22 protein-coding genes are annotated in these 21,946 nt (G+C 41.5%); 12 read left to right on the top strand and 10 right to left on the bottom strand.

Features of this window, described 5'->3' with window-relative positions:
* Nucleotides 1–89 precede the first annotated feature (89 nt).
* Nucleotides 90–1,475, bottom strand: coding sequence for a 1-acyl-sn-glycerol-3-phosphate acyltransferase (locus APA_RS12805; RefSeq protein WP_201322660.1), 1,386 nt, complete (start codon nucleotides 1,473–1,475; stop codon nucleotides 90–92).
* A gap of 210 nt (nucleotides 1,476–1,685) precedes the next feature.
* Here APA_RS12805 and APA_RS12810 point away from each other — a divergent pair, with 210 nt between their 5' ends.
* Both APA_RS12810 and APA_RS12815 read left to right on the top strand, forming a co-directional pair.
* Nucleotides 1,686–1,991 carry a hypothetical protein gene (locus APA_RS12810; RefSeq protein ID WP_201322661.1) on the top strand — a complete coding sequence of 102 codons (306 nt, stop codon included), beginning with the start codon at nucleotides 1,686–1,688 and terminating at the stop codon, nucleotides 1,989–1,991.
* A gap of 165 nt (nucleotides 1,992–2,156) precedes the next feature.
* Nucleotides 2,157–2,951 (top strand): carbonic anhydrase, encoded by a 795-nt coding sequence (locus tag APA_RS12815; protein WP_201322662.1) that lies wholly within the window; start codon nucleotides 2,157–2,159, stop codon nucleotides 2,949–2,951.
* 113 nt (nucleotides 2,952–3,064) lie between these two features.
* On the opposite strand, the gene APA_RS12820 is transcribed toward APA_RS12815, so the two are convergent.
* A complete protein-coding gene (locus tag APA_RS12820) occupies nucleotides 3,065–3,367 on the bottom strand; it encodes a helix-turn-helix transcriptional regulator (RefSeq protein WP_201322663.1) in 303 nt (100 codons plus the stop codon).
* Nucleotides 3,368–3,506: 139 nt separating this feature from the next.
* On the opposite strand from APA_RS12820, the gene APA_RS12825 reads away from it, so the two are divergent.
* On the top strand, nucleotides 3,507–4,589 hold the full coding sequence (locus APA_RS12825) for an alkene reductase (protein WP_201322664.1): 1,083 nt from the start codon (nucleotides 3,507–3,509) through the stop codon (nucleotides 4,587–4,589).
* Nucleotides 4,590–4,626: 37 nt separating this feature from the next.
* On the opposite strand, the gene APA_RS12830 is transcribed toward APA_RS12825, so the two are convergent.
* Entirely contained in the window at nucleotides 4,627–6,945 is a 2,319-nt protein-coding gene (locus APA_RS12830) for an MASE1 domain-containing protein (protein ID WP_201322665.1), read from the bottom strand.
* A gap of 429 nt (nucleotides 6,946–7,374) precedes the next feature.
* On the opposite strand from APA_RS12830, the gene APA_RS12835 reads away from it, so the two are divergent.
* The 5 genes from APA_RS12835 to APA_RS12855 all read left to right on the top strand — a co-directional run bounded on the left by APA_RS12835 (nucleotide 7,375) and on the right by APA_RS12855 (nucleotide 14,047).
* A complete protein-coding gene (locus APA_RS12835; protein ID WP_201322666.1) occupies nucleotides 7,375–7,593 on the top strand; it encodes a hypothetical protein in 219 nt (72 codons plus the stop codon).
* 146 nt (nucleotides 7,594–7,739) lie between these two features.
* Nucleotides 7,740–10,229, top strand: coding sequence for a dynamin family protein (locus APA_RS12840; protein ID WP_201322667.1), 2,490 nt, complete (start codon nucleotides 7,740–7,742; stop codon nucleotides 10,227–10,229).
* Between the two features lie 86 nt (nucleotides 10,230–10,315).
* Nucleotides 10,316–11,179, top strand: a complete 864-nt coding sequence (locus APA_RS12845; protein ID WP_201322668.1) for an Rpn family recombination-promoting nuclease/putative transposase — start codon at nucleotides 10,316–10,318, stop codon at nucleotides 11,177–11,179.
* 253 nt (nucleotides 11,180–11,432) lie between these two features.
* Complete coding sequence (locus APA_RS12850) at nucleotides 11,433–12,896, top strand: MBOAT family protein (protein ID WP_201322669.1); 1,464 nt, start codon at nucleotides 11,433–11,435, stop codon at nucleotides 12,894–12,896.
* A 20-nt stretch (nucleotides 12,897–12,916) separates the two neighbouring features.
* Nucleotides 12,917–14,047, top strand: coding sequence for a hypothetical protein (locus APA_RS12855; RefSeq protein ID WP_201322670.1), 1,131 nt, complete (start codon nucleotides 12,917–12,919; stop codon nucleotides 14,045–14,047).
* A 371-nt stretch (nucleotides 14,048–14,418) separates the two neighbouring features.
* Here APA_RS12855 and APA_RS12860 read toward each other — a convergent pair whose 3' ends face one another.
* A complete protein-coding gene (locus APA_RS12860) occupies nucleotides 14,419–15,555 on the bottom strand; it encodes a citrate synthase (protein WP_201322671.1) in 1,137 nt (378 codons plus the stop codon).
* A 150-nt stretch (nucleotides 15,556–15,705) separates the two neighbouring features.
* Complete coding sequence (locus APA_RS12865; protein ID WP_201322672.1) at nucleotides 15,706–15,840, bottom strand: photosystem II protein Y; 135 nt, start codon at nucleotides 15,838–15,840, stop codon at nucleotides 15,706–15,708.
* Nucleotides 15,841–16,003: 163 nt separating this feature from the next.
* Between APA_RS12865 and APA_RS12870 the strand changes: the two genes are divergently transcribed.
* The 3 genes from APA_RS12870 to rpmA all read left to right on the top strand — a co-directional run bounded on the left by APA_RS12870 (nucleotide 16,004) and on the right by rpmA (nucleotide 17,753).
* Nucleotides 16,004–16,846, top strand: coding sequence for an undecaprenyl-diphosphate phosphatase (locus APA_RS12870; protein ID WP_201322673.1), 843 nt, complete (start codon nucleotides 16,004–16,006; stop codon nucleotides 16,844–16,846).
* Between the two features lie 210 nt (nucleotides 16,847–17,056).
* On the top strand, nucleotides 17,057–17,386 hold the full coding sequence (gene rplU, locus APA_RS12875) for a 50S ribosomal protein L21 (RefSeq protein WP_142655909.1): 330 nt from the start codon (nucleotides 17,057–17,059) through the stop codon (nucleotides 17,384–17,386).
* Between the two features lie 79 nt (nucleotides 17,387–17,465).
* Nucleotides 17,466–17,753: a 50S ribosomal protein L27 gene (gene rpmA / locus APA_RS12880; RefSeq protein ID WP_009629204.1), complete on the top strand. Its 288-nt coding sequence runs from the start codon at nucleotides 17,466–17,468 to the stop codon at nucleotides 17,751–17,753.
* A gap of 79 nt (nucleotides 17,754–17,832) precedes the next feature.
* Here rpmA and APA_RS12885 read toward each other — a convergent pair whose 3' ends face one another.
* From APA_RS12885 to APA_RS12905, 5 genes are all read right to left on the bottom strand, one after another.
* A complete protein-coding gene (locus APA_RS12885; protein ID WP_201322674.1) occupies nucleotides 17,833–18,249 on the bottom strand; it encodes a response regulator in 417 nt (138 codons plus the stop codon).
* Between the two features lie 6 nt (nucleotides 18,250–18,255).
* The gene (gene gatC / locus APA_RS12890; protein WP_201322675.1) at nucleotides 18,256–18,546 is read right to left on the bottom strand and encodes an Asp-tRNA(Asn)/Glu-tRNA(Gln) amidotransferase subunit GatC; all 291 of its coding nucleotides are present in this window, start codon (nucleotides 18,544–18,546) and stop codon (nucleotides 18,256–18,258) included.
* Between the two features lie 111 nt (nucleotides 18,547–18,657).
* Nucleotides 18,658–19,170, bottom strand: a complete 513-nt coding sequence (locus tag APA_RS12895; RefSeq protein ID WP_201322676.1) for a photosystem I assembly protein Ycf3 — start codon at nucleotides 19,168–19,170, stop codon at nucleotides 18,658–18,660.
* A 110-nt stretch (nucleotides 19,171–19,280) separates the two neighbouring features.
* Entirely contained in the window at nucleotides 19,281–20,072 is a 792-nt protein-coding gene (locus APA_RS12900; RefSeq protein ID WP_201322677.1) for an ABC transporter permease, read from the bottom strand.
* Nucleotides 20,073–20,228: 156 nt separating this feature from the next.
* Entirely contained in the window at nucleotides 20,229–20,513 is a 285-nt protein-coding gene (locus APA_RS12905) for an RNA-binding protein (RefSeq protein ID WP_094528637.1), read from the bottom strand.
* Nucleotides 20,514–20,906: 393 nt separating this feature from the next.
* Between APA_RS12905 and secD the strand changes: the two genes are divergently transcribed.
* Entirely contained in the window at nucleotides 20,907–21,779 is an 873-nt protein-coding gene (gene secD, locus APA_RS12910) for a preprotein translocase subunit SecD (RefSeq protein ID WP_201322678.1), read from the top strand.
* The last annotated feature ends 167 nt before the right edge of the window (nucleotides 21,780–21,946 follow it).

Raw genomic sequence — 21,946 nt, forward strand, 5'->3', positions numbered from 1 at the left:
TAGACATAAAACCCAATAATTGATTGGCGGCGCGGAGCGCCGCCAATCAATTATTGGGTTTTGATTTGCCATACGAAAAGTGACTGTAGCTATAGAACTGATGGCACGACCAAATCTTTCATCGCACGATGGATATCTTCAGTAAGTTTGCGGGTGCATTCCTTGGAGGCAGCTCGGCTAGATTGATATTCGGCTAGATGCTCTGACACTGATAAAGGTTCGGCAACTGAGATCGTTAATTTGCGATCGCCAAAATTAGGAGTTTCTTTAAAAGCAGAATCTTGATTTCGCTCAGTGACGCGCTGTAACACGCTCCACATTAATTTCAAAACTTCAATATAGCGACTAGGGCTAGGATGTTGGCGGACATAATCACTGGTGACACCGATAATGCTTTCGGCAATTCGCATATGCCAGTTGCTATAGTTAGCTTCGAGCGCTAATTGATCAGCAAAGCCACGCTCCACCCCAGATAATTGCTCAATATCATTAATGTCATTACGAAAGATCCGATCCCATCCAGCCTGTTCGAGGCGGCGGCAGCGATCAATTGGTGAACCCTTTGCCTTGATCCCAAAACTCATTTCCGCAACACTCAAAATGCGATCGGCTAGCTCCTCCAAATTTGCTGCTAAATTATCGGGATTGGTATTTTCGATGTTAACTTTGGCGTAGTTGCCATAGAAAGCTTTGTAATAATCGCTGACCCATTTCACTAGGTAACTACCCAAATCGTAAAGTCTTTGATAGCGGTTATCAGGTGTAATCGCGGGTTTACTAATTCCACATTCTTTTTCAATCGTGATGATTGTTTGATCAATTTTTCCCCAAGCCTGAGTCGAATATTCGTATTGAATCCCCACAGGAATGATTAACATTTCCTCGGTACGCCCTTCTTTAAGCAAATCCTCAGCCGCCCAAAATCCAATCTGAGCAATCCCTGGTTCTAGTTCGGCAACTGTCTCACTTTTGCCATTTGTACCACCTTCAGGAGCCATCGAAAGAGGCACATCACCATGTGTAATTTGTTTACGCATCCAGCTTAGGGCAAGGCGATCGAGCTTACCGCGAAAAATGGAAATCCCTCCTAATGCTGGAAATAACCAATTGACGTAATCTCCTGCCCATAGAGAAATGCCGCGATCGTACACAAACCCACTATGGGGCAATGTCGTTAACTTGATGCCCATATCTCTTGCCTCTTCTGGCACAGCGTAGGCGAGCAGATACAACATCGCAAAGGGATCATCCGTGCTGGGATGCCGAAAAGCAAGCATATATCGTGATTTGCCATCCTGAAACTTTTTTGTGGCTTCAACAAGGCGATCGACATAGCGGGTTTCAATCTGCTTGATGCCACATTGCCACCGCAACCAAAAGGGCGTTAACAGCCGTATGATTTTCAATATAAATTGATTGGCTTTGGGCGGATAAACTTTGAGAGGTGGTTGAACGCGAGTCAGATCTACTGCCATGATTTCCAGTTGTATGTATAGCAAATACGAATTAAAACACGCAAAGCGTATCTTCGCGATTTTAGCTTTTTTGCAACCCAAATAAATATAGCTATAGGCATTCAAAACCAAAAAGAGAGTTGCGGGGCTCCGCGCCGCAACTCTCTTTTTGGTTTTATGTTGGTTCTAACATAATTAGAATATTCTCAGTCAAGTCAATTAATAAACTCTATGCTGACAAATATACCTTTGGTAATGAGCGATTTTGGTGCGTATTTGCAAGCTAGTGGCCGACGTTTTCAATGGATTGCCCCAAAGAAGAACACCAAGTTTCGGACGATCGCATGGTCAAGTGGCACGATGTTACTTCTGCGGGTATTACTCCCCAATCGCAAATATGCCGTGGCAAGAATATACTGCGCCACTCATGAGATTTTAAAAAAGACTCATCAACACCTCATCAATGGTGATCGCCTATCGGTAAAGATTGGCTTTCAGTTAACGCGATCGATGTGGTGCGCCATTCCTCAAGTATAGAAAATCAAAAGCTTTGCAAAGCTTTTGATTAAACCCAGAAAGTGAAATGCGGCGCTTCGCGCCGCATTTCACTTTCTGGAGCGCAAAGCGCTATACACTAAACAGTAAGCAATACACACAAGCAATAAAGCGATAAATTGCGGCATCCAAGGTCAACACTGGTATATGAGAAAGCTACTAAAGGGTTTACACAAGTTTCAATCGTCCTATTTCCCTGCCAATCAAGAGATTTTTGAACAACTTGCCGATGGACAAAAGCCGCGTGTGTTGTTTATTACCTGCTCCGATTCGCGGATTGTGCCGCATCTCATTACTCAGTCAGGTGTTGGCGAACTGTTTGTCATCCGTAATGCAGGGAATTTAGTGCCGCCCTTTGGTGCTGCGAATGGTGGTGAAGGCGCTGCGATCGAATATGCGATCCATGCTCTGGGGATCGAGCAGGTAATTATCTGTGGGCATTCAAACTGTGGGGCGATGAAAGGGTTACTCAAGTTAGAAAAGCTGAGAACCGAGATGCCTTTGGTCTATGAATGGCTGCAACATGCTGAGTCAACTCGCCGATTGATTCAAGAAAACTATGCTGATGTTAAAGGTGAAGAGCTGATGGCGATCACGATGGCAGAGAACGTCGTCACCCAGATCGAAAACCTAAAAACCTATCCCGTAATTCGCTCTAAATTGCATCAAAACAAGATGTCAATCTACGGATGGATTTATGACATTGAGTCAGGCGAAGTACTTGCCTACAATCCTGAGACTGATGATTTTGAGGTTCCGCAAACTTTGTTAGCCAATCCAAACGGCTCGTCAAATGAACATTTTGCCCATACTGATGCCCCTCCCATACCATCGGCGTATCAGAATGGTTCCCAGCAAGTAGAGACTAAAAATGCTGGAGATCTACCTTCATGGATGTCACCTGAGCAAGCTAATCGCATCTATCGCGGTTCAGCCCGCTAAATTACTGCATTTTGACCTCAAACCCGAACCCAAAGATTTTTACAAGTGTTGCTTCGCAACACTTGTAAAAATCTTTGGGTTCGGGTGATTAAAATAGTTGCAAAGCACCGCCCTTAATCTAGGCTATGTAAAATTGCATCTAATAAATTTGGAAATCTAGCATCTAAATCTTCGCGTCGTAGAGAATTATGATGTTGAGTTCCTTCTAGGCGCGTATACATGATGCCTGTATCTCGCAAAACCTTATAGTGGTGCGATTGTGTGGATTTGCTCATTTCCAAACAAAATTCGCCGCAGGTAATCTCTTTTTTGGTTGCCAACATTTTCACAATTTGTAAGCGCGTCGGATCGCTGAGTCCATAGAGTACATCGGTTAAAGAAATATTGTCGCGATCGGGGTGGTGATATTGGCGCATTACAAAAAGCCGAGAAAATTAAGACAATCAAAATGGCTTTGCCATTTTGATTGTCTTAATTTTCTCATAATGTTGCATAAATTTCTATTGTTCGCATATAATCGAACAATAGAAATTCAAACACTCACACATTAATCCTATGAGCGCTCCTCTTCTCTCGACCGTCAAGCTCGGTCGTTATACATTGCCAAATCGGATTGTGATGGCTCCTTTAACTCGCAATCGTGCTGCTACTGGCAACGTCCCCACAGCTTTAAATGCCTTGCACTATGCGCAACGGGCTTCAGCAGGATTGCTAATCACAGAAGCGACACAGGTTTGTCCACAGGGTCAGGGATATCCGAATACTCCAGGGATTTATTCTGATGAACAAGTCTCAGGCTGGCGCTTGGTGACCGAAGCAGTTCATGCAAAGGGTGGGAAAATCTTTTTACAGCTTTGGCATGTAGGAAGGATTTCGCATCCAGATTTTCAGCCTAATGGCGAGTTACCTGTTGCTCCATCAGCGATCGCACCTGAAGGAGAAGTCTTTACTTATACAGGCATGAAGCCCTATGTCACGCCTCGCGCTTTGGAATTAGATGAGATTCCTCAAATTATCGAACAATATCGCATCGGCGCAAAGAATGCTCTCGAAGCTGGCTTTGATGGAGTAGAAATTCATAGTGCCAATGGATATCTATTAGATCAATTCTTGCAGGACAATACTAATCATCGCACCGATATTTATGGTGGCTCAATTGAGAATCGCGCCCGTCTATTGTTGGAAGTAACAGCAGCGGTTGTGGATGTATGGGGTAGCGATCGCGTAGGTGTGAGACTTTCTCCTAGCGGCACATTTGGTAGCGTGTATGATTCCAATCGCGCTGTGACTTTTGGGTATGCAGTTAAGGAACTAAACCGCTTTAATCTTGCCTATTTGCATTTAGTCGCTCCCAGAGTCGAAGGATTTGGTTCTGCTGAAGATCAACCCGATCTTGGAGCTGACTTCTTCCGCCCGATTTTTAATAGCACGATTATTACTGCGGGTGGTTATACCCTTGAGACTGGAAACGCCGCGATCGCATCTGGTGCTGCGGATCTGGTTGCCTTTGGTCGTCTCTACATTGCTAACCCCGACCTAGTAGAACGTTTTGCCGCCAATGCACCTTTGAATACACCCGATCGCAATACCTTCTACGGAGGCGATGAGAAAGGTTATACAGACTATCCAAGCTTATAAACAGTTAGAGAGTTCGCAAAGCGAACTCTCTAACTGTTTATGACAAAAGGCGAACTTGCGATCGCTTAATGGCAGCAATTAAAGTTTCAATTTTGATAGGCTTACTAAGAAAATCATCCATTCCTGCCGCCAAGCAATGCTCTCGATCGCTAGGCATGGCATTTGCTGTCATCGCAATAATCCGAGGACGCATAGCAAAGTCCCATTCTTCTAAAATCTTTGCTGTGGCTTCTAAACCATCCATTACAGGCATTTGAATATCCATAAATACCAAATCATAAGTACGCGATCGCAGCATTTCTATTACTTCAAGACCATTATTCGCAATATCGACGATGTAGCCCAATCTTTGAAACAGCCGTGAAGCAACTTTCTGATTCACAAGGTTATCTTCGGCAAGTAAAATTTGTAAAGGATACTGCTGGGCTAATTTGGAGTCAAACCCATGCTGAGAATTTAGCACTTGAGCAGAATTTTTTGACAATAGATATTGGTGAGTATCATGATCGATTTCACCATAGTCAATAGGATCGACAACTTCAAATGGTAATCGTAAATTAAAACAACTACCTAAACCTAATTCACTAGTTACACTAATTTCACCCCCCAAAAATTTAGCAATTTTTTGACTGATGGCTAATCCTAACCCTGTACCTTGAGATTTAAACTTATTCTCTCCCGCTTGCTCAAAGGGTAAAAAGATTTTGTTCAGTTTTTCAGAGTCAATCCCTACAGCTGTATCTGCGATCGCAAATAGTACATATACAACTTCAGGTGTAGGCGAAATGGAATGTGAAGAACAAGTGATTACATTGATGTGGTCGGAAGATTCGAGATCAGAAATCAACTCTTGATTAGTCATTTTGCTGACCGCAAAAGTCACTGTGCCTTTATCTGTAAATTTCAAAGCATTACCCAACAAATTAAAGAGAATCTGCCGTAATCGCTTGGCATCTGTATGTATGATCTGGGGTAGATCGGGAGTAAACTCGCAAACTAAGTCTATGCCTTTTTTCTGCGCTGAAACTCGAAAACTCTCACTCACTCCATGCAATAGTTGTAAAAACTGACAATCCAGCGGCTGAATTTCCATTTTACCTGCTTCGATTTTGGAAATATCGAGAATATCTTCAATTAAAGATAGTAAATGAAATCCTGCATTGCAAATAATTTGTAAATCTTCCTTTTGTTGTGGCGAAGCACTTTCATCGTCCTGAAGCAATTGAGTGACACCAATAATTGCATTGAGTGGAGTGCGCAACTCATGGCTCATATTAGTCAAAAAGTAACTTTTTGAACGGTTTGCGGCTTCGGCTAATTGTTTAGCTTGGGTAAGTTCTTGATTGCTCTTAGTGAGAAGTTGTGATTTCTGAAGTAGTTCTATTTGGGACTTTTTCAAATGATTGCTATTGCGACGCTGTTCATTAATTGTTCCTGACAAAATTAATGTAAATGAAACAGTAGCGACAATAAAACTTTGTAATAACAGTAAGGATTCATTAATATTGACTCTCGCAAATGATCCTGAGCCGTTGAGTGTACCAACAATAGCAATTATGGCAATCAACAGGATCAAATTAGTAGCTGCAAAATGACCAAAACGGAAAGTTACCCATACCAAACAGGGAATAATCAGATACTCAATAGGATAAATACCAACAAAAGCGGTTTGGGAAATTGTTAACACAATGACTAACATCACCAATGCTTCCAAAAAGTGTAAAAGCTTGGTTTTCCGATAGAAGTAGATTAGTTTATAGCTGGTAATCTCACTCCAACTTAAGAGGGTCGGAGTTAATACAAAAATACCTGTCACATTGGACACCCACCAAGTTAGCCAGACACTTGGATAAACAGACCAAGCGATCGTGCCGCCTAAGCATAGGGCAGTTACGCCTGCTGTTGCATTCACCATCGTTCCCATTAGCCCAGTCAACCAGAAAAACTGGGAAACATTCCGAAAATTTCTGAGCGGACTTTCTCTGCCGATCGCCCGACGCAATAGATAACTGCCCAAGCCAATTCCTGTAGTTGTACCGATCGCAATCATTGTGACTTGGGCAATAGATTGCAATAGATGGAAAGTGGTATCGGTTTTCAGAAAAGCCCAAATATTTGCCAAGAAAGAACCAATCAGGACTCCGAGGAGTAAGCGATCGCCAAATAGCAAAATGGCTGCTGATGCAAATCCATCAGGAAACCAAACAGGTGTGACATCTTGAGGAGTAGAAGCGAGGTGGCGACAAATTTCGGCAAGCCCATAGTACCCTAATGCGACGATGGTGATACCGAGGCAATTAATAAAGGTTTTCCAAATAGATTTGTGTTGACTAAAAATCACAGGAATTCTCAACATATTGCCGTACCTAATAGCTCAATTCCGTATAGCCCTCTAACTGATTTTATGTCGTAACTAGCTACAAAACTTAAACCATAGAAGCTTGTGTCACCCGCTAAGCTCGCGGCGCAAGCTCTGACAAGGAAAGCTGGTTGGGGAATAAAGTGCATTTTTCTTGCCAAGTAAAATCAGCTATTAGAAAGATTGTATTCGGTTAATTGAGTTTATTTTTATAAAAAACGAAGAATTTTCTTGTACCTTGCAGCCTGTTTAATGTTGAGAGATCACTGTTCATTAATGATCTAGATCGTTGATTGTTGTAATTGCAATCGTAATTTTGAGTGTTGAAGATCGTTAATTTCGTATTGTTTGAATCACCAACAGATTTAGCGATCGCACCGACAATAGTGATATTCAGAAATGTTATCCAGACCGAGGGGGACTACTATGACACCTATACAAATAGCCAGAACCCAAGAATTACTGAGCGATCAACAGTTTCAGCTTTTCTTTCAACTCAGCAAGATTCGTGGATGGATGGGAGAACTCTATTTAGAACTAGTTTTGTCCTCTGAAGATGTTGAATATATCTATCGATCAGAGACTGATATCTGCAATTACAAAGACGATCAAAATGAACTGCAATCTCCCTATCTAATGCGTTGATTTACCATGAAAACAAAAAAGAGAATGGCGGCGCTTCGCGCCGTCATTCTCTTTATATACCCGTTGAATTACTGTAATTTAACGGGTGTATACATGATATATTTAGGCTAGAGCGTTAAATTTGCTTAAATCAAGGATCTGCTTGTATGACTCTGCTTACTCTTTTTCCACAATGTCAAGATTTAAAAGCACAGGTTGAAGCCATCTTACAACTTTTGCAGCAGGAGCCAAATTTGCGATCGCAGCAGGATGGTAGCGTTGTTCAGTCTTCTTTAAGAAAAGCGATCGCACCCACCTTTGAGATTGTCTTTGCAGGGGCTTTTAGCGCAGGTAAATCGATGTTGATTAACGCGCTGCTAGAAAGGGAGTTGCTGTATAGTGCCGAGGGACATGCGACGGGGACGGAATGTAAAATTGCCTTTGCCAAAACTGGCGAAGAGCGGGTTGTATTAACGTTTCTCAGTGAAGTAGAAGTACGCGAACAGGTGCAAGCGCTGTCTCAGTTAATTGGACAGGTTGCGCCAATAAATATCAATCAACCTGAAGCGCTCAAGCAGTTGCAAACTCTAGCTCTGAGTGTGATCGAGCAAGAAGGTGGTAAGAGTAAATCAAAACGAGCCAAAGATGCTGATGCTTTGAATCTTTTGCTGGAAGGGTTCACGAATAACCGCGATCGCATTAAATCGACAGCAAATGCCACCTATTCAATGGAACAGTTTGGTTTTGAGAATCTTAAAAAAGCCGCCGACTATGCTCGCCGTGGCGCAAATAGCGCCGTCCTGAAACGGGTGGAATACTATTGCAATCATCCACTTTTAGAAGATGGCAATGTGATTATCGATACCCCAGGGATTGATGCGCCAGTTAAAAAAGATGCGGCATTGACCTTTGACAAGATTCAACATCCCGACACTTCTGCGGTGGTATTTGTCTTGAAAACAGCGGCAACTGGGGAGATGACTTCTGAAGAAACAGAACTGAGCGAAAAAATGCAAACTAATGCAGGAATTCGCGATCGCGTATTTTATGTGTTCAATCGCATTGATGAGACTTGGACTAATGACCAGTTGCGCGATCGCCTGCAAAATACGATCAACACCCAATTCCGCAATAGCTCAAAAATCTATAAAACTAGCGGTCTGCTTGGCTTCTATGGTAGTCAGATTAAAAATACGAGTGCTAGCGATCGCTTTGGGTTAAATTCCGTATTTTCTGAAAGCATCAAATCAGTCGGTGGTCAGGAAGGGACACCGCAGTTTGTCAATGAATTCAACAGTTATTGTCTGGTTTCTGGCAAGCTTGATATTATCAAGTTCCCAATTCCTTACAATGTTTTAGAAACGAATGTGAAGAATGAGAAGTATGTGCGCTTACTCGCGGGTTTGGGAACTGGGCTAATCGGTCAATTGATCAAGGATAGTGGCATTGAAGAGTTTCGCACGGCAATTACTCGATATTTAACCACGGAGAAGCGTCCTTTACTGTTTGCTGATCTTGCCGATGATTTACAGCCAATTTGTATTGCATTGCGTCAGTCCTATCTGGAAGCTTGGCTACAACTAGAAAGTCAACCTCGCGATATTGACGCGATCAAGTCACAGGAGTTGCAGAAGCTCAGTCGAGATCTCAAAGAAATTGGCGATCGCCTCTACGAAGATATTGCCAAAGAAGTAAATGTTGCTGTGGCAAGCGATCGCAATGAATTTTTGGAAGCTGATTATTTGAAGCTTAAAACCAAAATGGTTAAGCGTTTAGATGAATTGATTGTCAATTTCTCGGTTGCTGTCGTACATCAACGCGCTCAGGCTAGTCATCGCCGTAATTCTGTCGTTCCAGTGATGGGAATTTTGGCTGAGGGATTCTATTTCTTAGCAAATGAGCTAGAGGATGTTTTGGTGGAATGCTCGAAAGAGATTGTTACCAATTTCTTCCAAAATTTGATTGAGAAGCTCAAAAAGACTGATTATTACCTCGAACTATATCGATTGCTCGGTAATGATGGCGGCACTGAGAGTTATCTCCAAAGCGTGATGTTGAATGCTTCTGATGCATTAGTAAATGAAGCTAAGACGGAATGCGATCGCTATGTGCGCGAACGTCCAACATTTTATGCTAATGATACGGGTTCATTTCAGTTGCAACAAGCTTTATTCCAAGCCTGTCGTGGCTACGATTTTCAAAGCATGATTGAGTCTGAGCCAGCAATTCGCCAGCTTTTACAGTTAGATTTTGAATTCAAGGTCAAGGATACAGTAATTCGTACTTTCCGTCAGACGATCAATCAAACTTTGAATACGCATTTATTGGCGGGTGCGGAGAAGCAAGGTGATGAGATTTTGCAGCAGTACGATCGCGCTCGTGCGTATCTTGCTCAAACTCTCGAAAAAGAAGCTCAAGCTAAAATTGATAATAATCGCCGCTTGCAAGGTGACATAAAGCAAAATATTGATGCTTATAATGCAGCAGTTTCTAACATTAATGCTTGTTTAGAAGCGATGCAATTGTCTCGTAAGAAGTTGCCAGCGATCAGTGAATCCGATCTATCGATTGTACCAACTGTGGCGATCGATGTCACCGATGCTGAGTCAGTTGCGATCGAAGAAACCAACGCTTCATTACTAGATGATAAGTCCTGATAGGGCAGAAAAGTATGTAGGGTGGGGGCATCCGCCCACAATCAACATATTTGCTTAGCTCAAACATCGTGCTAAGCTAAATCGTCATGAAAACGGACACCCTATTTTACCAACTTTTTCAATCCTTCCATACACTACTGTTTGAGCTAATCGATCGCCCAACATCAGAAGCCGAAGGATACAAATTTAGCTCAGCCGAAATCAAAGAAAAAGCATTTCGGTTTGACGGCATCTTCATGCCCATAGCCCAAGACAAACCCATATTTCTAGCAGAAGTCCAATTTCAACCCAAAGAAGACTTCTACTCCGAATTCCTAGCTGAAATATTCCTGTATCTCAACCAATATCGCCCCATCCAAGACTGGCAAGCCGTAGCCATATTCGCCAGACACAACTGTGAACCAGCACCCGACAAATTCTGCCAAGAACTAATCACATCAGGAAGGATCATCCGCATACATCTAGAAGACTTTCGGGAAGAAACAAACTCCCTTGGCATAGCGATTATTCAGCTAATATTAGCCTCAGAGAAACAAGCACCCAAAATGGCAAGAAACCTAGCCCAAAAAGTCGAGAAAGAAACAAATACCGATCTGAGAGATAACGTAGTAGAATTCATAGAAGCAGTATTGGTATACAAATTCCCAAAACTAAGTCGTCAAGAGGTTGAAGCCATGTTTACCCATAGCGATCTAAAGAAAACCCGCGTCTATCAAGAGGCAGTGCTAGAGGGCGAACAACGCGGTTTGCAAATTGGCAAACAAGAGGGTTTACAAAGACAGATTGCAATACTGCTTCGCCAACTGACACGCAAGTTCGGCAAAGTAACCCCTAGGGTGAAATCTCGGATTTCCAAACTTTCTGTGGTTCAGCTAGAAGATTTAGCCGAGGCAATATTTGATTTTGAAACTGCTGCTGACCTGAATGCTTGGTTGAAAAATCAGTCGTAAGATCGTCTGGGTAATCACTGACAAAGACGACACTATCCAGACATTTACTTATGACAAACTTCACTCAAAAACAATATTTTAGAGATTGATGTTAAAGATAATTTCGCAACTCTATTAGGTCGTCTTTCAATTGACCATCAACAAAAAGCAAATGGCTGGGAGAGTTCATGTTATTTGATGCTCTTAAAAAAGCGATCCCTGTTTCTAAACAAGTTGCCTCGCTTGCAATGATAGCCAAAGCTTTAAAGGAAATATGATTTTCGCCTCAGCATTATTTTTATTTTTATTTTTACCAATTACCCTAGCAGGATATTTTCTGATTAGCCCAAAGCTACTGTATCTACGGAATATTTTTCTATTGATCGTGAGCTTAATCTTTTATGCATGGGGTGAACCAGTTTATGTTTTCCTGATGATTGCCTCTATTTTGCTGAACTATATAGCTGGGCTAATGCTACATCTTCAGCGACAAAAACTGATCGTATCCATTAAAGAACATGAAATACTTTTAATCTCTATTGTCAGCAATTTAGGATTGTTATTCTATTTTAAATATGCCAATTTTTTCATCAACAACCTCAACACAGTTCTGCACAATCTTTCAATCCCAACGATCGCATATTCTCAAGTCCCATTACCAATTGGGTTATCCTTTTTTACTTTTCATGCAATATCCTATGTGATCGATGTTTATCGGCAAGAAACCGATGCACAGTTAAATCCCATTAATTGTGGATTATACCTGAGCTTATTTCCACAGCTAATTGCAGGGCCGATCATCCGCTACCATGATGTCTCCAAGCAAATTGTGTCACGGACAGTGACTAGACCACAGTTTTCATCGGGGATTCAGAGATTTATTTTTGGATTAGCCAAAAAGACGATGATGGCAAATCCGTTAGGAGAAGTTGCCGATAAAATCTTTGCCGTACCCGTGCATGAAGTCACCACAGGTATGGCTTGGTTAGGAATTGCTTGCTACACATTGCAAGTCTATTTTGATTTCTCAGGATATTCCGACATGGCGATCGGATTAGGACGACTTTTTGGATTTGAGTTTCTAGAGAATTTTAATTATCCATACATTGCCCAATCTATGCGTGACTTTTGGCGAAGATGGCATATTTCCCTATCGACTTGGTTTCGAGACTACCTGTATATTCCTATGGGTGGCAATCGTGGCTCTTCACTGCGGACATATCTCAATTTGTGGATAGTGTTTTTACTATGTGGGCTATGGCATGGAGCAAGTTGGAACTTTGTGATTTGGGGAGCCTTACATGGAGCCTATTTAGTGATTGAAAGAATAGGATGGCATAAATATCTCGATCGCTTATGGATGCCATTACGACATTTGTATACGTTATTACTAGTGATGATTGGATGGGTATTTTTTCGTTCGGAATCCCTGAGTCAAGCGATCGCATATTTAGGCAGTATGATTGGTGTTACTGATGCTGATGGGATCAAATATTTTACACTTCTCTATTTTGATTTAAAAACCTTAATCATCTTAATTGTGGGCTGTATATTAGCAACCCCAATAGCAAGTTGGATAGGCATACAATTGCAAAAGAGAATTATTTCTCCCCAATTTAGTCATCTTCAGCCTGTTTTATATGGTGGGTATTATTCTCTTTTAGTTAGTCTATTTATGATTTCCGCCGCCAGTTTAGCAGCAGGAACTTATAATCCATTTATCTATTATCGCTTTTAAAGCTATAGACAGATTACTCCATGCACCCAGAAAATCATCAAAACAGAGTATCTCGGATATTTGACAATCTATTGATTGCGACTTTTATAATTGGTCTATTTTTGCCTTTATTACTAACCCATAATCGCAAAGAATCGGCGACGGAAAAACGTAAACTTGCTGAGTTTCCTGAACTGAATTGGGATCAAAAAACTATACTCAAATTCCCGTCACAGTTTGAATCGTTCTTTAATGACCATTTCGGCTTACGCGATCAGCTAGCTCAGGTTTATTCTTTGTATAGCATCATCTTAAAGAACTCCTCGAATCCTAAAGTGCTGATTGGGTTAGATGATTGGCTGTTTTATGTTAACCCAGGGGAAGGGAATAGTCTTGAGGATTATCGGAGAAATGATCCTTTCACTCCAGAAGAACTCAGAAGCTGGAAAATCGGATTAGAAGCAAAACATAAGTGGTTGAAGCAGCAAGGAATCCCCTATCTTTTTGTAGTTGTGCCCGACAAATATTCTATTTATCCAGAATATATGCCTGAGCATATTCGTCAAGTTGGTAACCAAACTCGCCTAGATCAACTAATAGAATACATGAAAGATTCGGACGTGCCAGTCCTAGATTTAAGACCTACATTGCTTGCCGCAAAGAAACAAGGACAATTGTTTTATAAAACCGATACTCATTGGAACGATTTTGGCGCAGCGATCGCACAACATGAAATCATCCGCACTATTCAAAAATTTTATCCAAATCTTGCTCCAATTAACTACTCTTGGCAGGATTTTGGATTGACAGAATACAAGTCAGGGGATATTGCGAATATGTTAAACATTTCATATTTTCTTAAAGAGATGGTTCCTGAACTACGCAAACCATTGCCCACATGTCATAAACATATTGTAGAGAAACACCCTGAAGATCAAATGAAGGCGACTTTTTTTACGGATTGTGGTATTGATGCGCCAAGAGCGTTGATTTTTAGAGATTCATTTTTTATTGCCTTACAGCCCTATATTTCTCAATATTTTGCTAAGACTGTTTACGTTTGGGAATGGCCAGATATTAAGTTATTGGAGCAATATCTGCAATACAATCATCCTGAGATTGTAATCGAAGCCCGCGTAGAAAGGCATTTAAAGTTCATAAACCAAAAATAATTAGAGCTTGCAGAAAAAGAGACTAAGCGGAAAGTAAGAGGCAAAGAGAAAGAGAAAAACTCTGTGCCTGTCTACTAGGAAATTGCCAAGAAAGAGAATTAAAGCTAAAGAGCGGTTTCAGCGAAGGAGGAGCAGAGATGCGAACACCCCATTTTTATCGATAAAGTATTGGTATAGCAACGCAAGAGATAGCTAGGACATAAAACCCAAAAGATGAGTGGCGGTGCGAAGCACCGCCACTCATCTTTTGGGTTTTGATTTGTCCTAGCTATCTCTTGCGTTGCTATAGATTTGGTCAATAATATTCAGTCAGACAAAAATATTTCTGAACACGTTATGTACAGAAATATCTTTGTTGATAGCTATAGCTGTTAGCGATCGCTAATTGGCATATAGGTTACATCATGTAGTCCTGTATAAACCTGCGTTGGACGGAAAAGGCGATTATCGGAAAGCTGCTCTTTCCAATGCGCTAGCCAACCAGGCACACGGGCGATCGCAAAAATAGTTGTAAACAAATTACTAGGAATACCCAGTTTTTTGTAAACCAATCCAGAATAGAAATCCACATTAGGATGAATCCCTTTGCTAGCTAACTTCTCATAGGCTTGCTTTTCTAGTTCTAGAGCAATGTCATAGTAAGGATCATGACCAAACTCATCAAACATTTTATGCACTAAGTCCTGTAAAACGAGAGCACGGGGATCTTTGACTTTATAAATACGATGTCCAAAGCCCATGAGCTTTTCTTTGCGCTCAATCTTGCGCTCAAGGTAAGCAGTCACATTCTCAACCGAGCCAATTTCTTCGAGCATCATCATTACTTGCTCATTAGCGCCGCCATGTAATGGGCCAGCAAGAGTACCGATCGCTGAAGTCATTACCGCATAGGGATCAGTCAGCGTCGAAGCCGTTACCAAAGCCGCAAAGGTCGAAGCGTTAACTGTATGTTCTGCATGAAGAGTCAAACATACATCAAAAATATAGGCTGCGAGGGGAGCGGGAACCTTCTCGTTTAACATGTACAGAAAATTAGAAGCATAGTCCAAATCATCGCGAGGCATCACAGGATCATTGCCTTGACGCATCATATGAAAAGCCGCCACCATTGTCGGTACTTTTGCTAGCAGTCTTACTGTCGCCTGATAAATGTAGTCTGCATCATGAAAATTACCCAGAGGATAGAACATTCCTAATGCTGCGACACTTGTTTGCAGTGCATCCATCGGATGTGCATTATCAGGAAATGACTTAATCATGTCGCGAATGCGATACTTAATTCTTCTTCTATGTGTGAGATCGTGCTCAAATTCTTCTAATTGTGTAGCTTTTGGCAATTCACCGAAGATTAGTAAGTAGCTGGTTTCAAGGAAATGGCTATGCTTGCAAAGATCCTCAATGCGGATACCTCGATATTCAAGCAAACCTGCCTGCCCATCAACATAACTTATATTGGACTGGGTTGCAGGAACCCCCTCTAAACCAGGCTTATATTCTCCGATCGCCATATCTTAGCTACCTTACAAGATTAATTTTGTTTATTTCTTAGCTTATTTTATCGTTATGTATGCTTATGAATGTACATACCTAACAATAAGCCGAAATATTAAGAGAGGACGCAAAGCGTCCTCTCTTAATATTTCGGCTTTAAGCTGAAGTTATTGGAAAGGATTGTTACCTTGCTTGCCAAATAGGGAAGCTTCACCCTTGATTACAGCTTTTCCAAGGTTAAAAGCTGCCCAACCAGCTACTAAAACAATTGGTCCCAATACGACTAATACTCTCCAATCCATATATTTATACCAGTTTAAATAGAAATTACTTTTAGCTTTTATTATGACAGTAAAGCTGAAAATTGAAACCCCAAAAGTAGATGTGCGAGCAAAATTCGCGGATCTACTTTTTGAGGGTTTCGCCGGTTCGTGATATATGTCGTTTGTCTAAATTTTAATTTTTATGGAATACTGGCAAGCTTTTGTTTTGGGGATCGTGCAGGGATTAACTGAATTTTTGCCGATTAGTAGCACGGCTCATCTGAAGGTAGTTCCTGCCATTTTTGGCTGGCGAGATGCTGGTATATCCTTTGATGCTGTGATTCAGCTTGGTAGTATTGCGGCAGTTGTTGGTTACTTTTGGAAAGATCTCAGTAATATTACGCTAGGCAGTATCAAAGCCGTCCGATCGCAAAACTACAAGTCCCAAGAATTTAAGTTGGCAATGGCGATCGCCCTTGGGACAATCCCAATTTTATGTGGTGGTTTGCTGATTAAAATTTTTGTCCCAGACTATGACAAATCAGCTTTGCGAAGTTTGACCGCGATCGCGATCGCCTCGATTGTGATGTCGAGTTTACTCGCCCTAGCTGAAATATTGGGGCAGAGAGGAAAAACCGAAAAGCGCCATTTTCAAAGAGTACGGGTAATTGACGGCATTTTGATGGGCGTAGCACAAACGATGGCACTTATGCCAGGGGTATCGCGTTCAGGCTCAACTTTAACCGCAGGCTTGTTTTTAGGATTGGATCGCGTTGCCGCAACTAGGTTTTCTTTTTTGCTAGGCATTCCCGCGATCACCATTGGTGGGCTTGTTGAGTTAATCAGCTTAATTAAGAAAGGGTTTGGTGACGTTGGCGCAGTACAGCTTGCGATCGGGCTATTCTCATCGGTGATTTTTTCGTATTTAGCGATCGCATGGCTCTTGAAATTTTTTCAAACCCATACGACTTGGGTATTTGTAATCTATCGATTAATTTTTGGAGCGTTATTACTGACAAGTGTAGGGTTGGGTTGGCTCAAATAAACCCCAAAAAGTAAAGAATGCGCGCTGCACATGCGTTCTTTACTTTTTGAAAATAAATTTTCGCTTGGCGAAAATTTATTTGTTTATTTCATGTATAGTTGTAGATCGCACGATCTTTCATGCTCGGATCGGGTTATTTAAAAAATTGGTGGAACTAGGTGAAACTAATTTCCCAATACCTGTACGGCATCTACTGAATATTTAAACACCATGAGTTACGCAATCATTGAAACAGGCGGTAAGCAATATCGCGTCGAAGTCGGCAGATTTTATGACGTTGAGCTACTAGAAGCCGAAGAAGATAGTAAATTGACAATTGATAAAGTTTTGTTTGTCAATATGGATGGCGACATTTCTATTGGTCAGCCCATCGTTGATAGCGCTAGCGTAGAAGTTACCGTAATGCGCCATCACAAGGCGAAAAAAGTAATCGTATACAAAATGCGTCCTAAGAAGAAAACTCGCAGAAAGAACGGTCACCGCCAGCCATTGACTCGGATCATGGTTGAAGCAATCAATCTAAGCGGTCAAGCTGCTTAAAACCAGTTATCACATACAAAAGGCGCTTTGCGCCTTTTGTATATAAGCGTCTTTAAACTATTAGGAGGATACAAAACAAATGGCACATAAGAAGGGTACAGGTAGTACAAGAAACGGACGCGACTCTAATGCTAAACGCCTCGGCGTAAAGCGTTACGGTGGTCAAGTCGTTAAGGCTGGTAGCATCCTAGTCCGTCAACGCGGCACTAAGTTTCACCCAGGCAATAACGTCGGTCGCGGTAGCGATGACACATTGTATGCAACCGTTGATGGCGTTGTGACTTTTGAGCGCTTTGGCAAAACCCGCAAGAAAATTAGCGTTTATGCACCTGTAGCTGTAGAAGTTGCAGAAGCAGAAGTTGCTTAATGCTTAAAACAAAAAAGAGATTGCGCAAAGCGCAATCTCTTTTTTGTTTTAGAGGCTGTACAAAGTACAGCCTCTATTTTTATGTTTTCGCTGATTCGTAATACTGCAAAAGGTTTTTGAGTTTCTCGATCTGAATTGGTTTACTAATGTAATCATTCATTCCTGCATCACGACAGAGATTTTGATCGTCATCGGTGGCATTTGCAGTCATAGCAACGATCGCAATTGGAGGAAGTTGTGTTTCTGATTCCTGCTTACGAATATATTTGGTTGTCTCCAAACCATCCATCTCAGGCATCTGAATATCCATCAGGATCAGATCGTAGGCTGTGTTGGCGATCGCTTTAATTGCTTCTACACCGTTATTAACTATATCGGCTTGATATCCCAAGTGATTCAACACTCGTTTGGCTACCTTTTGGTTGACTGGGTTATCTTCAGCTAAGAGTATTTTGAAACTAGATGCAGACGAATCGAGTTTGCCTGAGGTATCCATAGAGGTCTAACCCATAATTTGTGGTACGCGGAAAAAGTCTTCTTCTCGATCGGGCGCACAGTTAAGCAAGACCTCGCGATCTGTAAAGGGTTGTAATATGTCGGGGCGAGTAATATTGACAGTATTAACGGCTCTAGTTGTCGGTTCAACCCCTTCTAGCAAAGGATCGAGTTCATTTAGCTGTTGGAAGTAGTCCAAAATGCTATCTAGCTGCTTAGTAAAAGAAATTTCTTCAGCTTCAGTTAATTGTAAACGTCCTAAATGAGCTACGTGGCGAACTTGCTCTCTGTCAATCATGATCTTTATATAATTTTTAGCTAATAATAATCTTTAAACAAGGGGCTTACGCCTTATTTAAAGATTGGGGAAAAGAACTAAGCAAATCTTATGTGAATTTCAGAAAACAGTCTAAAAGAATAAATTAATGTCAGCTCTACCAGTAGTTTTTAGCCAGTTTTGGGCTTCAATGTAGTTGTTCGGCGCAAGGCGAATCGCCCTCACCCAATGATCGGCAGCAATGTTGAAATATTCTTCAGATTGTTCTTCATCTTGAGCATTTTCGCCTTTATGGTGATAAATCACCGCCACGTTATTGAGAGCCTGTGGCATTCGAGGATTAAGATCGATCGCCTGTTCATAAAACTCTAGTGCCTTATCATGATCGCCGTTGCTGGCATGAATTAAGCCCATGTTGTAATACACGTAGCTGCGATCGTAGGAATTTTCCTCAAGCTTAAGAGCTTCTTCGTAGTTAGCCAATGCTTCGGCATATTCGCCATCACCTTGTGCAGACATGCCATCTCGATAGTAAGCAAAGGCCTCTTTTTCTCTCTGACTGGCAGGAAAGAGTTTTAAAATCGTGTCGGCAATAACGGTAAAAGTTTGATCGACGAAGTTGTCATTACGTTGCGATCTAGGCATAGTTCTTTATAAATTTGCAGTCAATTACTAATCAGCATACCAAAAGCTTGATAAATTAAAACCCATAAAGTTAAGAGGCACTCGAAGCGTGCCTCTTAACTTTATGGGTTTTAACTAGATGCACTTGTGTAAAACTTCAAGGCAAATCGCCAAAATTGATTTGAAACATAAAGTAATCCGATCGCTAAAAACATCGAACTGATGATCCAACCAGCTTCACCACGTCCCAAGAGCGTTTCGGCTGGAACCGTTGTCAAAAAAGCGATCGGCACAATGAAAGTAAAAAAGAAACGGTAAGAGGCGGGATAAGCTGCCATCGGATAGCGACCTGCTTCCATTAATCCGCGTAACACTTCGGTAACGTTATAAATTTTTACAAACCAGATACTAGTTGCGCCGAGCATAAACCAAATGCTGTAGAGACTAATGCAGCCAAAAGTCAGGGGAATTAAACCCAAAAGATAATTGCTCAAACTTAATCCCAGTTTGTTGCCTGCATAAATCAAAAGCCCGACACCAAAAATTAAATTAGGAAATCCCCAAGGTGAGATCGCTCTTGCCGATAGCCAAAACTGGCTACTGATCGGTTTTAAAAGCACAAAATCTAATGTCCCTTTCTGGACATGATCCACGATTTTGCTTAAGTTAGGCGCGAGAAAGGTGCTGGAAAATCCTTCGAGAATCGTAAATATACCAAGCACAACGATCGCTTCTTCCCATCGCCAACCTGCGAAAGTGTAACCAGTGCGATAAAACAAAAATAGTCCAAACAAACTTCCTGCCAAATTGCCAATACTGCCTAGGGCAGCGATCGCAAAGTTAATCCGATATTCGAGTTCGGCGGCGATCGCCGTTGACCAGAAAAGCTTTAAGGCTCTTAAATATCTACTCGTATTGGTCATAAGTAATTGAACAAAATTAACTACCTAAATTTGTAAGATTGCGCCCCTCTGAAGCGCAACCTTACAAATTTGGGTTTATATGGCTTACTCGCTACAAATTGCGGAGAACAGCTTAGCCATTCTTCGCAATTTGCAATTTTTGCAATTAATATAGGCTTAGGCGTAACCACGACCCCTAGGGCGATCGTTACTACGTTCAGCACGAGGCTTAGCCTTATTAACGCGAAGGGTTCGTCCCATCCATTCGGCTTCGTTCAGCGCCGCGATCGCCGCTTCTTCTTGAGCATCGTCCTCCATGTCCACGAAGGCGAAACCCCGAACCCGACCTGTTTCTTGGTCGGTGGGCAATTGCACACGCTTTACAGTACCGTAGTCTGAAAAGACGCTTGTTAAGTCGTCTTTAGCAGCTTGATAAGACAAATTTCCAACGTAAATAGTCACAGTCAGTTCGCTCCAAAAAAGAGATCGATATAATAATTTAGCCAGTCTTCGGAAAAGACTCGCTCGATCCGAGATCTCACAAATCCAACCTAAATTTCAGCTTTGATATAGTTTACCGTTTACCCGCAACAATTTGCGTAGGCTGTATTACAAAGCTTTATGCAACTAATGGTAAAGAGATTCCTAGGTCTTAAAAAGCTTAATAAATTCCTTGCTGAAAGCGTTACTTCTGGTGATTTGCGATCGCATTTAGCAAAATATGCCAAGATCCGACTCAAAATTTATATCTAAAGACATAGGCTAATTGCAAACCCAAACTTACAGGGTTGCACCCCTCAAGGGCGCAACCCTGTAAGTTTGGGTAACTTAATTTTGTACAAGTACTTAAAAAACATGAACTTAAAAAATATGAACAATCGACAACAGTTACTTGCTTTGTTATTGACAGCTAGCTTAGGAACTTGCGTTTCACCATCATTTAGTCAGCCACCAAAACCGAGCCTAACCCAGCAAAGTGGTGTAAAGATTACATTGCAAGCAAAAATCAATCCTGCACAAGGTATTAACACAATTACGCCACAAATGATGGAAAGAGCCAAACTCGTTTTGGAGAAGCGTATTAATGGTTTAGGAATTTCTGGAGCATCTGTTGAAATCTCTGGTAACAATCAGTTAGTTGTGAAATTACCAAGCATAAAAGATCCTACTCAAGCTAATCGTGTGGTTGAGACAACTGGTCAACTTGATTTTCGCAAACAGAAAAAAGGTACGGAAGGTAAGTTAAACGAAAGATTGCAGATCTATCAAATGATAATCGCTCAGCGTGAAGCTCTTAAAAATTCTACCGATCAAAAGGCGATCGCGGCAAATGAGGCAATCTATAAAAAGAGTGTTCAAGCTCTTAAGGACATCTTTGAAAACACAGGCTTAAGTGGCAATATGATCAAAGATGCCTATGCTACCCCGCTATTCAAAGGTTCTAGTGCTTGGCAAATTACGCTAACGTTTGATGATAAAGGTGGTGCTTTATTTGCTAAGACTACTAGCGAAATTGCGGGAACAGGTCGCGCTTTAGGCATTTTTCTAGACGATAAATTCATTAGTGCGCCAATAGTGGGAGCCGAATTTCAAAGTCAAGGCATTACAGGTGGGCGAGCTGTCATTACTGGACAATTTACTGTAGATTCGGCAACTGAACTCGCTTTACAGTTGCGATCAGGTGCATTGCCTGTCTCCTTTGAAGTTGTCAAAACTCATTCGTTTTAAAGTTGTTTTTCTCGATCGGCCTCATCAAATTTCTTGTAAAAATCGTGTAAAGCTGGGCTTTTATAGCTGTAGCTAGAAAAGTTATAGCTGTCAAAACGATTTGCGGCGCTTCGCGCCGCAAATCGTTTTGACAGCTATATAACCAATTCAGGGCTGCTATCCGTGGG

Source organism: Pseudanabaena sp. lw0831 (genome assembly GCF_016584665.1).
Lineage (GTDB): Bacteria > Cyanobacteriota > Cyanobacteriia > Pseudanabaenales > Pseudanabaenaceae > Pseudanabaena.